Source organism: Agaricicola taiwanensis (genome assembly GCF_014635245.1).
GTDB classification, from domain to species: Bacteria; Pseudomonadota; Alphaproteobacteria; order Rhizobiales; family Methylopilaceae; genus Agaricicola; species Agaricicola taiwanensis.
Genome location: NZ_BMCP01000001.1, coordinates 230,785 through 244,050, shown reverse-complemented (window position 1 = coordinate 244,050; position 13,266 = coordinate 230,785). Strand labels below are relative to the sequence as shown.

Annotated in this window: 11 protein-coding genes; 4 read left to right on the top strand and 7 right to left on the bottom strand. The window is 63.8% G+C overall.

Features of this window, described 5'->3' with window-relative positions:
- Positions 1-44 precede the first annotated feature (44 nt).
- From IEV58_RS01165 to tesB, 3 genes are all read right to left on the bottom strand, one after another.
- Positions 45-1,373, bottom strand: coding sequence for an ammonium transporter (locus tag IEV58_RS01165; RefSeq protein WP_188407844.1), 1,329 nt, complete (start codon positions 1,371-1,373; stop codon positions 45-47).
- A 38-nt stretch (positions 1,374-1,411) separates the two neighbouring features.
- On the bottom strand, positions 1,412-1,750 hold the full coding sequence (locus IEV58_RS01160) for a P-II family nitrogen regulator (RefSeq protein ID WP_188407843.1): 339 nt from the start codon (positions 1,748-1,750) through the stop codon (positions 1,412-1,414).
- Between the two features lie 267 nt (positions 1,751-2,017).
- Complete coding sequence (gene tesB / locus IEV58_RS01155; RefSeq protein ID WP_188407842.1) at positions 2,018-2,881, bottom strand: acyl-CoA thioesterase II; 864 nt, start codon at positions 2,879-2,881, stop codon at positions 2,018-2,020.
- Between the two features lie 69 nt (positions 2,882-2,950).
- Between tesB and IEV58_RS01150 the strand changes: the two genes are divergently transcribed.
- The gene (locus IEV58_RS01150) at positions 2,951-4,183 is read left to right on the top strand and encodes an FAD-dependent monooxygenase (RefSeq protein ID WP_188407841.1); all 1,233 of its coding nucleotides are present in this window, start codon (positions 2,951-2,953) and stop codon (positions 4,181-4,183) included.
- Between the two features lie 57 nt (positions 4,184-4,240).
- On the opposite strand, the gene IEV58_RS01145 is transcribed toward IEV58_RS01150, so the two are convergent.
- Positions 4,241-5,839, bottom strand: coding sequence for an alpha-amylase family glycosyl hydrolase (locus IEV58_RS01145; RefSeq protein WP_188407840.1), 1,599 nt, complete (start codon positions 5,837-5,839; stop codon positions 4,241-4,243).
- Between the two features lie 174 nt (positions 5,840-6,013).
- Between IEV58_RS01145 and IEV58_RS01140 the strand changes: the two genes are divergently transcribed.
- From IEV58_RS01140 to IEV58_RS01130, 3 genes are read left to right on the top strand one after another with little or no spacing between them, the layout of a single operon-like run.
- Complete coding sequence (locus IEV58_RS01140) at positions 6,014-7,639, top strand: alpha-amylase family protein (RefSeq protein ID WP_229729104.1); 1,626 nt, start codon at positions 6,014-6,016, stop codon at positions 7,637-7,639.
- A 1-nt stretch (position 7,640) separates the two neighbouring features.
- On the top strand, positions 7,641-8,642 hold the full coding sequence (locus tag IEV58_RS01135; protein WP_188407838.1) for a TIGR03885 family FMN-dependent LLM class oxidoreductase: 1,002 nt from the start codon (positions 7,641-7,643) through the stop codon (positions 8,640-8,642).
- A complete protein-coding gene (locus IEV58_RS01130) occupies positions 8,639-9,010 on the top strand; it encodes a sensory rhodopsin transducer (protein ID WP_188407837.1) in 372 nt (123 codons plus the stop codon). The genes IEV58_RS01135 and IEV58_RS01130 overlap by 4 nt, the downstream gene beginning before the upstream one ends.
- Positions 9,011-9,026: 16 nt before the next feature.
- Here the strand turns inward: IEV58_RS01130 and prpC are convergent, their stop codons facing one another.
- The 3 genes from prpC to IEV58_RS01115 all read right to left on the bottom strand — a co-directional run bounded on the left by prpC (position 9,027) and on the right by IEV58_RS01115 (position 13,255).
- On the bottom strand, positions 9,027-10,199 hold the full coding sequence (prpC, locus tag IEV58_RS01125) for a bifunctional 2-methylcitrate synthase/citrate synthase (protein WP_188407836.1): 1,173 nt from the start codon (positions 10,197-10,199) through the stop codon (positions 9,027-9,029).
- A gap of 201 nt (positions 10,200-10,400) precedes the next feature.
- A complete protein-coding gene (locus IEV58_RS01120; RefSeq protein ID WP_188407835.1) occupies positions 10,401-12,215 on the bottom strand; it encodes an ABC transporter ATP-binding protein in 1,815 nt (604 codons plus the stop codon).
- 5 nt (positions 12,216-12,220) lie between these two features.
- A complete protein-coding gene (locus IEV58_RS01115) occupies positions 12,221-13,255 on the bottom strand; it encodes a glycoside hydrolase family 113 protein (RefSeq protein ID WP_229729103.1) in 1,035 nt (344 codons plus the stop codon).
- Between the last annotated feature and the right edge of the window lie 11 nt (positions 13,256-13,266).

Here is a 13,266-nt window from a genome sequence, read left to right as displayed (position 1 = left end):
GTGATGCTCGCCCGGCTGGAAGTTGGGAGGAACAACCTGTCTTGTCAGTGCACGCTTTCGCCGTGGAGGGCGAGGTCGAGACCTTCTTCCTCCTCACTCTTGGTGACGCGGATGCCGGTGATGGCCTTGACCACCAGCAGGATGACGGCGCTGGCGATGGCGGTGTAGATGATGGTCACGACCACACCCATGACCTGGGCGCCGACGCTGGCGCCTTCAGCCAGGGAGTTGATGGCCGGATCAGCGAAGACGCCGGTCAGGATGGCGCCGATGATGCCGCCCACGCCGTGGACGCCGAAAACATCCAGGCTGTCGTCGTAGCCAAGCGCCTTCTTGATGTGCACCGCGGCGATATAGCAGCCCACGCCGGAGACCAGCCCGATGATAAGGGCGCCGGTCGGGTTGACGAAGCCGGCCGCCGGAGTGATCGCCACAAGGCCGCCGATGGCGCCGGAGAGGATGCCGAGCACGCTGGGCTTCTTGATGACGACCCATTCCACGAACATCCAGGCGAGAGCTGCCGCCGCCGTCGCGATCTGGGTGTTGAGCATGGCAACGCCGGCAAGGGCGCCGGAGCTGGCGGCGGAGCCGGCGTTGAAGCCGAACCAGCCGACCCACAGCAGCGAGGCGCCGATCATGGTCAGCGTCAGGTTATGAGGCGCCATGTTGACCTGGCCGTAGCCGCTGCGCTTGCCGAGCATGATGGCGATGACGAGACCCGCCACGCCGGCGTTGATGTGCACGACGGTGCCTCCGGCGAAATCGAGGACGCCGTCAGAGCCGAGCCAGCCGCCGCCCCAGACCCAGTGGGCGACCGGAGCATAGACCAGGACCAGCCAGAGCGCTGTGAACAGCAGGACCGCCGAGAACTTCATGCGCTCGGCGAAGGCGCCGGTGATCAGGGCGGGCGTGATTATGAAGAAGGTCATCTGGAACATGATGAAGACCCACTCCGGGATGGTGCCGGCGAGCGCGTTCGTCGACTCCATGGTGACGCCGGAGAAGAACATGGCGCCCATGCCGCCGACGTAGGGCTGAAGGGCCTCACTGCCGTTGGGCGCGAAAACCATGGAATAGCCGATCACCATCCAGATGATGGAGGCAAGGCAGCAGATGGCGAAACTCTGCATGACGACGCCGAGGACGTTCTTCTTGCGGACCATGCCGCCGTAGAAGAGCGCGAGGCCCGGGATGGTCATCATCAGCACGAGCGCGGTGGAGGTCAGCATCCAGGCGGTGTCGCCGGTATCAAGGGCAGGGGCGGCGGCCTCAGCGGCCGGCGCGGCAGCGTCCTGGGCCAGCGCCGGGTCGATGGCGAACAGCGCGGCCGCTCCCGCCAGTGCAAAAGCACGAAGGAAAAACGAGGGGTTCATGAAAGAGCTCCGGATAGAGATATGAGGTGCCAAGGGCATCAGAGGGCGTCGCCGTCGACTTCGCCGGTGCGGATGCGCACGGCGTTTTCCAGCGAGTAGACGAAGATCTTTCCATCGCCGATCTGACCGGTTTTGGCCGCCGCGGTGATCGCTTCGACCACCCGGTCCGCCTGATCCGATGCGACGGCGACTTCGATCTTGAGTTTGGGCAGGAAGCTCACGGCGTATTCCGCGCCGCGATAAATCTCGGTGTGCCCCTTCTGGCGCCCGTATCCCTTCACTTCCGTCACGGTGAGGCCGTGAACGCCCACGCTGTTCAAGGCATCCCTGACCTCGTCCAGCTTGAACGGCTTGATGATTGCCATCACGAGTTTCATGCGTTGATCCCCTTGTCGGGATCGGCCGACCCTGGCCGATCTTGAAACCTCGGGGCAGAAATCACGCGAGCGGGACCGCCCGGCGCTCTGCCGCACTGCCTAATCCAAGCGGCGTGCCAACATGGCGGGCGGCGGCGGAAGTGTGGATTTTCAATGAACTAAGGGTCGGGAGGCGCGTGGATAGGCAGAGCGCCCGCAGCAAAAGGGGCATAAAAAAGGCACGGTGCCTACAAAGTGGGCAGGTGCTGACTTAACGGGTTCGATCGATCAAGCCTGCCTCCGCGGACGGATCAGGCCTTCCTGCGCAACGGACGCGACCAGCCGCCCGTCGCGGGTGAAGATCGAGCCGCGCGTCATGCCCCGGGCACCGCCCGTGAAGGGGCTGTCCTGGGCGTAGAGCAGCCAGTCGTCGGCGCGGAACGGCCGGTGGAACCAGAGCGCGTGATCGAGACTGGCGGCCTGGATGTCATTGCCGAAGATGGACTTGCCATGCGCCACCAGCGAGGTGTCGAGCAGGGTCATGTCGGAGGCATAGGCTAGAACGCACTGGTGGATCGCCGGATCGTCCGGAAGCGGTCCCGTCGCTTTGATCCAGACGTGCTGGCGAGGTTCCCGGGGGGCGTTGGAGGTGTAGCGCTCCAGTTCCACTGGCCGAACTTCTATGGGCCGCTCGCGCAAGAAATATCCTCGGACGGGTTCCGGCACCTTCGACATGAAAAGAGCCTTGAGCTCCTCTTCGCCCGGCAGCTTTTCCGGCGGCGTCACATCCGGCATGGCGATCTGGTGCTCATATCCCTCCTCCTCCACCTGGAAGGAGGCCGACATGGAAAAGATCGCCTTGCCATGCTGGATCGCCACGACGCGCCTCGTGGTGAAGCTGCGGCCGTCACGGATCCGGTCGACCTCGTAGATAATGGGAACTGTCGGATCGCCCGGCAGCATGAAGTAGCCATGCAGCGAGTGGGGTGGACGGCCGTCGACGGTGCGCACCGCGGCCACCAGCGCCTGCCCGATGACCTGCCCACCGAACACGCGCTGCCAGCCCGACTGGGGGCTGCGGCCGCGAAAGAGGTTGTTCTCCAGCGGTTCGAGATCGAGGATGGACAAAAGGTTGGCGATGGCGGAGGACATGGTTTCCCCTGAAAGCTGGTTCAGAGGGACAGAGACCTTTCAGGCGGTGTTCGTCAAGATGAGGGCGTGATGCAGGAGCGGGAACGGCAGGAAGAGGCAAGGGACGTCATCATCGCCGGCGGCGGCTTCGCGGGCCTCGCGCTCGCCGTGGCCCTGGCCCAAAGTTTCGGCGCCGGTGGCCGCATCGCCGTGCTCGACCCCGCCTTCGGGCGCGCGCCCCGCAAGGATCCCAACTCCTCGGCCGTTGCCGCCGGGCCCCGGCGCCTCCTCGAAACGCTCGGGCTTTGGCATAAGCTGTCACCGCAGGCCGCGCCGGTCATGCGGATGTCCATCACGGATTCCCGGCTGGAAGACGTTCTGAGGCCGGTCTGGCTTGATTTCGGCGGTCCGCTGCCTGATGGCGAGGCCTTCGCGCACATCGTTCCGAACGATGTGCTGCGCGACATCTTGCTGAAGGCTGCCCAGGAACAGGGTGTGGAACTGCTGCCGGCGGGATTCGCCGGCTATTCTTCCGTGCCGATGGGTCTGGAGGTGACATTGTCCGATGGTCGCCTGTTGCGTGCTCCTCTGCTGGTGGCCGCCGATGGCCAGCGCTCGCGGGTGCGGGATGCCGCCCGTATCAGGACGCATGGATGGCGCTATGACCAGGCAGCGATCGTGACGCGCATTCAACTGGCGGCGGATCACGAGGGAACCGCGATCCAGCACTTCCTCCCCGGGGGACCTCTCGCGCTTCTTCCACTTCCGGAACGGCACGCGGCTGTGGTCTGGACACTGCCTCGGATGGAGGCGGAGCGTCTCGCCGGGCAGGATGACATAACCTTCCGCGATGCCCTGGAGCAGGCCGCTGGCCATGCCTTCGACGGGCTGAGCCTCGCCGGACCGCGGGCGGTGCGGCCGCTGGGGCTGCAGGTCGCCCGATCCTTCGTGGCCCCGCGGGTTGCACTGATCGGGGATGCCGCCCACGCCATACACCCGTTGGCGGGGCAGGGCCTTAATCTTGCGCTCAAGGATGTCGCCGCGCTGGTCGAGGTGGTGGTCGGCACCGCCCGGCTTGGTGGCGACATCGGCGGGCCGGAGCCGCTTGAGCGCTACGCCCGGTGGCGGCGCTTCGACAGTCTTGCCATGGTGGCCGCAACGGACGCGCTGGCGCATCTTTTCCGGAACAACCGCCTCCGCACGGTGCGGGATGTCGGCCTCGGCGCCTTCGACAGGCTCGGCCGTCTGAAGAACAGCGTGATCCGCGCAGCGGCAGGTGTTCAGGGGGATGCGCCGGCGCTGCTCCGTGGCGAGCGGCCGTGAGGCCGCGAGCAGGCGCTCACCAGCTGACTTCGACGAGCCGATGCAAGCGCGATGTGCTTAACCAACTAGGGGAAGCCTGACGATAAGCCCTGCGTTGCCGGGAAGTGTCAGAGATGACGACAGAGGAATATCGGCAAGTTCCCCTTCGGTCGCGAGCAGGACGCGTCCCGCCGCCACATATTCGGGCAGGGTGATCTCCTCGTCCGTCTGGCCGAGGTTCAGAAGCACCACGAGACGGGTATCGTCGAGCCGGCGTTCATAGGCCAGCACATGTTCCGTATGGAACAACGGATGATAGCTGCCCAGTTGCAGGGCCCGCATTCGGTGGCGCAGCGCGATCAGCGATCGGTAGAGCGCCAGAAGCGAGTGCGGGTCTTGTGCCATGGTGGCCACGTTGCATTCCGCCGCATTGGCCGCCATCGGCAGCCATGGTGTCGCCGTGGTGAAACCGCTGTTGGACGATCCGTTCCACTGCATGGGCGTGCGCTGCGGGTCGCGGTTGAAGCCGAGCCCGGGCTCTCGCAACTCCCAGGTGTCGCGCACAGCCTCAGGGGGCACAGGCACCTGCTGCATGCCGATCTCGTCACCGTAGTAAAGCGTGGGCGTGCCGCGCAGGGTCAGGAGCAGCATGGCGGCCACGCGCGTCTGTTCGAGGCCGGTGCGGCTGGCGAGACGGGGCTGATCGTGGTTGCCAAGAACCCAGTTAGGCCAGCCACCAGGCGGCAAGGCGGCCTCATATTCCGCGATCAACTGGGCGATCTTGGGCGCTGACCACGGCGCCTGCAGCAGAAGGAAGTTGAAGGGGAGGTGGGTTCCTGAAAGACCCCGGCCGTAATAGGCCATCAACCGATCCATCGGCAGATAGATCTCGCCGATCAGCACGCGATCCGGATATTCGTCGATCACCCGCCGTAACTCGGTGATCAGTCCTTCGATATCGGGATGGTCGGCTGAATGGACCTGAAGCAGGCGGTTGATCTCCGGCTGGCTTGGTTGCCAGGCGGGATTAGGTGGGTTGTCGCGAAACTCGGGGTCCTTCATCAGGTGCCAGATGACATCGACGCGGAACCCGTCGGCACCGCGGGCCATCCAAAATCGCATTACGTCAGAGATTGCTTCCCGCACCTCGGGGTTGCGCCAATTGAGGTCGGGCTGCTCCTTCAGGAAGGCATGATAATAATACTGGCCGGTGGCCTCGTCCCAGCTCCAGGCGCTGCCGCCGAAATTGCTGATCCAGTTGTTGGGGACGCTGCCATCTGCCTTGGCGTCGCGCCAGATGTACCAATCGCGCTTGGCACTGTTGCGCGATGAACGGCTCTCCTTGAACCAGGGGTGCTGGTCGGAGGTGTGGTTGGGAACGAGGTCGAGAATGACCCTCAGTTCCAACCGTTTGGCCTCAGCCATCAGGGCGTCGAAATCGTCGAGGGTTCCGAACAGTGGATCAATGGCGCAGTAGTCGGCGATGTCGTAGCCGAAATCGGCCATGGGCGACACGAAGATCGGTGATATCCAGATCGCGTCGACGCCCAGACTGGCCACATAGGCCAGGCGGTCACGGATGCCCTTGAGGTCGCCGATGCCATCGCCGTCGCTGTCCTGAAACGAGCGTGGATAAATCTGATAGATCACCCCCGATTTCCACCACTCCGTCGCCATGCCGCCTCCGCCTGATGCCGCTCAGTCGGAGGCATAACGCACGTATCGACCGGGCCGTTCAAAGCGCAGCCTCCGATCCGTGCTGATGTTGTCGGAACCTCCTTAACAAGGGCGGCGTTGCCGCTCTACATGCCCGTTCGCGGCATGGTTGATCTTCGAGGGAGCCGCCAACGCATGTGGTATCAGGATGCGATCATCTACGGCATCGATGTGGAGAAATTCGCGGACGGCAACGGCGATGGCATCGGTGACTTCATCGGCCTGACATCGAAGCTCCCCTACTTGCGAAAGCTCGGCATCACCTGCATCTGGCTGCTGCCCTTCTTCGATACGCCCAATCGCGACAACGGATATGACATCCGCGATTATTACCGGCTGAATCCGCAAACCGGCACGATGGGTGATTTCATCGAGTTCATCCGCCGTGCGGGCGAGCATGGCATCCGTGTCATCGTCGATCTTGTGGTGAACCACACGTCCACCGAGCACCCCTGGTTTGAGGCCGCGCGCCGCGACGCCAGGAGTCGCTTTCGCGACTACTACATCTGGAGCGACAGCCCACCCGCCATCGACACGAACAACACGACGATCTTCCCCGGAGAGGAAGACAATGTCTGGACCTATGACGAGGTGGCTAACGCCTACTATTTCCACCGCTTCTATCACTTCCAGCCCGAACTCAACATCGCCAATGAGGAGGTACGCGAAGAGGTCGCCAAGATCATGCAGTATTGGATGGCTTTTGGCGTTGCCGGCTTCCGCATCGATGCCGCGCCCATCATGATCGGTGAGAATGGTCTGCGCCGCTCGGAGCCACGCGATCCGCACGGCGTTCTGCACGATATGAACGCCGTGCTGCGGGAGCGCCTGCCGGACGGCCTCATGATGGGCGAAGCAAATGTTGAGCCGGAAAAGCTCAGCGAGTTCTTCGGCGATGGCCAGGGCCTGGGCCTGTTGCTGAACTTCTACTTGAACGCCTTCTTTTTTCTGGCGCTCGCCCGTGAGGATGCAGCGCCCGTTGCCCAGGCGCTGACGGAGTTGCCGCAGACGCCGCAGGACTGCGGCTGGGGGAACTTTCTGCGCTCGCTCGATGAGCTTGATCTTTCGCGCCTCACCGGGGAGGAGCGCCAGGAGACCTACGCACGTTTTGCCCCGGATGAATCGATGCGGCTCTACGGTCGCGGCATCCGCCGCCGCATTGCGCCCATGCTCGACGGCGACCAGCGGCGCATGGAGATGGTGCACAGCCTTATCCTTTCACTGCCGGGCACGGCGGTGATGATGTACGGCGATGAGATTGGCCTTGGGGAAGATCTCGAAGTGCGGGGGCGTGATGCGGTGCGAGTGCCGATGCAGTGGTCCGGCGGTCGCAACGGCGGCTTCTCCGACGCCCCGGTAAAGAAGATGATCCAGGCGCCGGTGCAGAACGGGCGGTTCGGCTACAAGAGCGTCAATGTGGATGCGCAGGAGAATGATCCGGCATCCTTGTTGAACAAGGTCCGGGCACTGGTGGCGCTGCGCCGGCAGCATGAGTTGATCCATAGGGCGCAGCTTGAGGCCATGGAAACCGGACATTCGGCGGTGCTGGGCCATCGGTGCTCCGACCAGGGTGGCGGGCTCCTGTTCCTCCATAATTTTTCCGGCAGGTCCGCGAGGGTCGACATCGGCACGGCGCTCGGCCGGGCCGGGCAGGTGAAGGATCTCGTCAATGGCGAGATTTATCCCATAGATGGGAGCCGCCTGAAGCTGCAGTTGCGGCCCTACCAGTACATCTGGGGCCAGCTGGAAAAGGTGGGTTGAGATGGTGGGGATCTCCTATCATGCCTCCCACGAGCAGTTCACACCTCGCGACCTCGTCCGCTTCGTGCAGGCGGCGGAGCGGGCAGGTTTCAGCGGGGCCATGTCCTCGGATCACGCGGCGCCGTGGAGCGACCGTCAGGGGCAATCCGGATTTGCGTTGTCATGGATGGGCGCCGCGCTGCAGGCGACGCATTTTCCGATCGGAATGATCACCATTCCCGGAGGGTGGCGTTTTCATCCCGTCGTTATCGCGCAGGCCACCGCCACCCTGGCACAGATGTTCCCGGGCCGTTTTCCCTGGGTTGCGTTCGGCAGCGGCGAAGCCCTCAACGAACGCGTGGTCGGTGAAGGCTGGCCGGACAAGCCGGAGCGCCACCGGCGGCTCAGGGCTGCGGTCGATATCGTCAGGGCTCTCTGGAACGGTGAAACCGTAAGCTCGCCGGATCCCATTCCCACGTTGGACGCCAAACTTTACACCCTGCCGGAAACGCCGCCGCTGATCCTGGGAGCGGCGCTTTCGCCGGAGACGGCGGAATGGTGCGGCGGCTGGGCCGACGGCCTCATCACCATCAATCAGCCACGGGAGAAGCTCGCCGGGATTGTGGAGGCGTTCCGCCGGGGCGGGGGCAGCGGCAAACCTCTTTATCTTCAGGTGCATGTGTCATGGGCCGAGGACGACGGGGAAGCCCGGGCCAACGCCTTCGATCAATGGCGCAGCAATGCCATACCGGCACACCTTGCCGGCAACCTGCCGACGCCGGACCATTTCGAGGAGGCGACGCGCGATGTCCGGCCGGAGGACATGGACGAGCACGTGCGGATCTCGTCCGATCCCGCGCGGCACGCCGCCTGGATCACGGAGGACATTTCCATGGGCTTCAGCGAGATCGTGCTGCACAACGTCGGCCGCAACCAGCAGGCCTTCATCGAGTTCTTTGGCCGCGAGGTGCTGCCGCGCGTTCACCGCGACGTGCCTCCCTCAGGGACAGGAGCAGCCACATGACAGCGATCGGAAAGACCCGGTGGGCCATTGCAGAAGGTTACATTCCCAGCGAGAGCACCGGCCCTGCGCCGGCACTCACCAGCCACGAGACCATGTGTTTCCTGAACGCCTCCGACCAGGACGCGCAGATCACCATCACGATCTTCTATGAGGATCGTGATCCGGTGGGCCCCTATCGCCTGACGGTGCCGGCCCGGCGTACCAGCCATATGCGGTTCAACGATCTTAAGGATCCCGAACCGATCCCGCGCGACACCAATTATGCCGCGCTGGTTGAAAGCGATGTGCCTGTTGTCGCCCAGCATACGCGGTTGGATTCGCGGCAGGCTGAACTGGCGCTGCTCTCCACCATCGCTTTCCCTGGCTAGATTTGCCGGCTAAGCATTATTCCTTGCTCTTTTTTGAGCGAGGAGCCGGCTTGCCGCGTTTCTTGAGCGGCACGAAGGTGAGGTTCTCAGGACCGGTGTAATTGGCGGAGGGGCGGATGATCTTGTTATCCTGGCGCTGCTCGATGATGTGTGCCGCCCATCCCGACGTGCGAGAGATGACGAAGAGCGGCGTGAACATGGCCGTGGGCACGCCCAGCATATGATAGGAGACGGCGCTGAACCAATCGAGGTTAGCGAACATCTTCTTGGCATCGCTCATGGTGCCCTCGATGCGGTCGGCGATATCGAACATCTTCATCGATCCCGCCTCGGCCGAGAGCGCGCGCGCCACCTCTTTGATCACCTTGTTCCGGGGATCGGAGATCGTATAGACCGGATGGCCAAAGCCGATGATGACCTCCTTGGCCTCGACGCGGCGACGGATGTCGGCTTCCGCCTCATCGGGATCGGCGTAGCGCTTCTGAATCTCGAAAGCGACTTCGTTGGCGCCACCGTGTTTGGGGCCGCGCAGGGCGCCGATGGCGCCCGTGACCGCGGAATAGATATCCGATCCTGTTCCGGCAATGGAGCGCGCGGTGAAGGTGGACGCGTTGAATTCGTGCTCCGCATAGAGGATCAGGGAGACATGCATCGCGTGCACATGCGAGGCGGTGGGAGACCGGCCATGCAGCAGGTGCAGGAAATGGCCGCCGATGGAATCGTCATCCGTTTCCACCTCGATACGGCGGCCGTTGTGGGCAAAGTGATACCAGTAGAGCAGCATCGAGCCGAGCGAGGCCATCAGGCGGTCGGCGATGTCGCGCGCGCCGGGATGGTTCTGGTCGGGTGCTTCCGGCAGCACGCAGCCGAGCGCGGAGACGCCTGAGCGCATCACGTCCATGGGATGAGCCGCGGCCGGAATGGCTTCCAGCACATGCTTTACCGCCGCTGGCAAACCACGCAGTGCCCTCAGCTTGGCCTTGTAGGCCTCAAGTTCCGGCGCTGTCGGCAAGGTTCCATGGACCAGGAGATGGGCAATTTCCTCAAATTCGCAGGTTTCCGCTACGTCGAGGATGTCATAGCCCCGGTAGTGCAGATCGTTGCCGGCGCGTCCGACGGTGCAGAGCGCTGTGTTTCCTGCAACCACGCCCGAAAGTGCGACGGACTTCTTCGGCTTTGGGGTGCTCATGGATTTCCTCCTGCGACGTGTTCTTGTTTGGGCATGATCGCCGCCGCCGGAAGTGGGGGAAGGGAACGTCACCGGTTCGGAGCGAGCACGAGAGGCATTCGCCTCCGAGGCATAGATGAGCATGCCGGAGGCGCCAAGACCATCCTGCCATGGTTTAATTTCGTCTCCGCTGCAACGAAACGGCCACGACGGTGCTCCGCGTCAGGCCATTTCGTCGAACTTCAGCCCCTCCGCCTGCAGGCGCCACATGCGATCGAAGAGGCCGCCCTTCTCTCGTAGCGCGTGGACCGGTCCGTCCTCCACCACCCGGCCGCCGTTCATGACGATGATGCGGTCGAAGCCGGAGAGAGTGGAAAGCCGGTGGGCGACGGCGATCACGGTGCGGTCCCGCATGATCCTGACGAGGGCGCGCTGGATCTCGATTTCGGATTCGGTGTCGAGGGCGGAGGTCGCCTCGTCCAGAATGATGATTGGCGCGGCCTTCAGGAAGGCGCGGGCGATGCCGATGCGTTGCCGCTGGCCGCCGGAGAGCTTCATGCCCCGCTCGCCGACGATGGTGTCATAGCCCTCGCTCAGCGAGCGGATGAAGCTGTCGCAATGGGCCGCCCGGGCCGCGGCATAGACTTCCTTGTCAGTTGCGGCGGGTCGCGCAAAGCGAATGTTCTCCATGATGGTGCGATGGAACAGCGTGATTTCCTGCGGGACCACGGCCAAGGCCTCGCGCAGGCTGTCCTGCTGCACGCTGCCGATGGACTGGCCGTCGATCAGGATATCGCCATGCTGAACGTCATAGAGCCGCTGCAGCAGCTGGATGAGGGTGGATTTGCCTGCACCCGAAGGGCCGACAACACCAACGTTCTGGCCGGCGGGAATATGCAGATCGAGCTCGTGCACTGCATCGCCCTCCCTGCCATAGGCAAAGCTGACGCCGCGAAACTCGATGGCGCCACCCTCGGTCCTGAGTGGCGGCGCTCCGGGCTCATCGACGACGGTCTGTGGTTGCGCGATGACGTGCAGGGTATCTTCGATGAAGCCGAATTGCTGCACCATGTCCACCAGCGAAAGGGCCATGTCGCGCGAGCCATGCAGGATCCGAAACGTTAGCGCGCTGACCATGACGACGTCGCCCGGCGAGATTTCGTTGCGGCTCCATAGATGCACCGCCCAGGCGAGCATGCCGCCGGCCATGACGACCAGCGCGGCATCATGGATGAGCCGGGCTTTCTCGGTGTACATCCAGCTGGCGCGCTGGGCGGAAGCTTCTGTCTTGAACAGGCGTGCCAGCCGGTTGCGCTCACGCATGCGCGCCGAAAAGGCTTTCACCGACCACATGTTGGAGATGACATCGACGAGGTCGCCACCGACCTGATTGGATTCCGCGGCATAGTCGCGATGAAGGTGACGGCCTCTTTCGCCGAATATGATCATGCCAACGAGGATGGCGCCCACACCGATGCCGAGCGCCACCATCATGCGCCAGTCGACCGTGGCGAAGATGATCAGCGCGCCGATGAAATCGACGCACGGCGGCATGACGCGCCAGACCACGGTGTTGGTCAGGGCTCCGAAACTGCCGGCGGTGGAGGTGACGCGGTGCCCGAGCGATCCCGCCAGGTTGTCGGCGAAGTAGCGCATGGGTTGACCGTTCAGATGCTCGAACAGATCAAGTCTCATATCCACGCCGATGCCGATGGTGGTGCGGCAACCGAGCCAACCGCTGACCCGCCACATGATGCTTTCCACCGCGATCAATGCCAGGAAGATCGACAGCGCCAGCCAGACGGCTTCGGCGTCCCGTGGACCCGCCATGGCGTCCACCAATACCTTCATGACGTATTGGACGGCCACGGCGCAGCCGGCCGCTCCCAGGATCATGAGGAAGATGGCGGCGTAGTGGAACGGACGGTGGCGGATGTAGTGCCGGATGAACGGGCCCGGTCCTTTCAGGAAAGGCGGGAGCTTTCCGGGGCGGCGGCGCGCTGTCAGAAGCCGGGCACGGGTTAGGCGAGCGTCCATGACTGTCACTCCGCTGCGGTGGCCGGCTCGGGGGCAGCCACATCTTCAAACAGCGCCTGTTGCCGCCGCAACTCCGATGCCGTGCGAACGCAGACGGACCGCTTCTCCCACCCTTCGGCTTCGCCGAGGAGACCCACCTGGCAAAGACGTTCGTTCTCCCATCCGGGATAATCCAGAACAGGATAAAGGCAGATGCCTTCCACAGATATGCCGCGTGCCCTGGCGTCGCGCACCTCCGCGCCGATGTAGTGCAGCCATGCGGGCCTGGCGGATCCCTCCGCACCGGTTTCGGCGATCAGGATCGGACGGCCGTATCGCGCCTGGACCTCCTCCAGCATCTCCGACAGTGGGCGATAGGCGTGGTGTCCCAGCGGGATGGTCGAGCCGCCGAGGTACCACTGGTTGTCGGGGTAGAAGTTGATCCCGACCACGTCGAGATAATCGCTTCGGCCGCCAAGCCCAGGCTCAATCCGTCCGGTCAGGAGATCGACGGCTTCGAACTGCGAGAGGCGATACTGCTCGGCATCGAAGATATGTTGCGGCTCAGGAGATCCGGAGACCACATTGATCAGGGGTTCGGCGGTGATGAAACGGGCGGTGGGATCCTCAGCGCGTATGGCCTCGATGGCGGCGATGGCGGATCGCACCAACTGGCGCTTCAGTTCACCCGCCCGTCCGACAGCGCACGGATTGATGCGACCGACCTCCGCGCCTGCCCAGGCCCAATAGGAGATCTCGTTGACCGGGCAGTAGAAGGCCTGCGGCCCGGTCTCATCGCGCACGAGGCGGGCGACGGCGGCGGCGAAGCGCCCGAAGTGGTCAGGAAAGTCCTTCGACCAAATGTCGAGATGATCGGGCCACCCATAATGGCAGAGATCCCAGACCACCTGCGTGCCGAGTGCCTCGGCGCTGCGCAGCATGGGCAGGAAACTCGACCAGTCGTAATGGCCGGGCGCGCTCTCGATGAGATGCCAGCGCAGACCATCGCGGACCGCTGCCATGCCATGTGCCGACAGCTGCCGATAATCGGCGTCGGTCATCCGGTCGTGTC

Excerpts from the sequence above, each read along its gene's own strand:
- IEV58_RS01150 (WP_188407841.1), top strand. The coding sequence starts at position 2,951 with ATGCAGGAGCGGGAACGGCAGGAAGAGGCAAGGGACGTCATCATCGCC.
- IEV58_RS01120 (WP_188407835.1), bottom strand. The coding sequence starts at position 12,215 with ATGGACGCTCGCCTAACCCGTGCCCGGCTTCTGACAGCGCGCCGCCGC.
- tesB (WP_188407842.1), bottom strand. The coding sequence starts at position 2,881 with ATGTCCTCCGCCATCGCCAACCTTTTGTCCATCCTCGATCTCGAACCG.
- IEV58_RS01165 (WP_188407844.1), bottom strand. The coding sequence starts at position 1,373 with ATGAACCCCTCGTTTTTCCTTCGTGCTTTTGCACTGGCGGGAGCGGCC.
- IEV58_RS01140 (WP_229729104.1), top strand. The coding sequence starts at position 6,014 with ATGTGGTATCAGGATGCGATCATCTACGGCATCGATGTGGAGAAATTC.
- prpC (WP_188407836.1), bottom strand. The coding sequence starts at position 10,199 with ATGAGCACCCCAAAGCCGAAGAAGTCCGTCGCACTTTCGGGCGTGGTT.
- IEV58_RS01130 (WP_188407837.1), top strand. The coding sequence starts at position 8,639 with ATGACAGCGATCGGAAAGACCCGGTGGGCCATTGCAGAAGGTTACATT.
- IEV58_RS01145 (WP_188407840.1), bottom strand. The coding sequence starts at position 5,839 with ATGGCGACGGAGTGGTGGAAATCGGGGGTGATCTATCAGATTTATCCA.
- IEV58_RS01115 (WP_229729103.1), bottom strand. The coding sequence starts at position 13,255 with ATGACCGACGCCGATTATCGGCAGCTGTCGGCACATGGCATGGCAGCG.
- IEV58_RS01160 (WP_188407843.1), bottom strand. The coding sequence starts at position 1,750 with ATGAAACTCGTGATGGCAATCATCAAGCCGTTCAAGCTGGACGAGGTC.
- IEV58_RS01135 (WP_188407838.1), top strand. The coding sequence starts at position 7,641 with ATGGTGGGGATCTCCTATCATGCCTCCCACGAGCAGTTCACACCTCGC.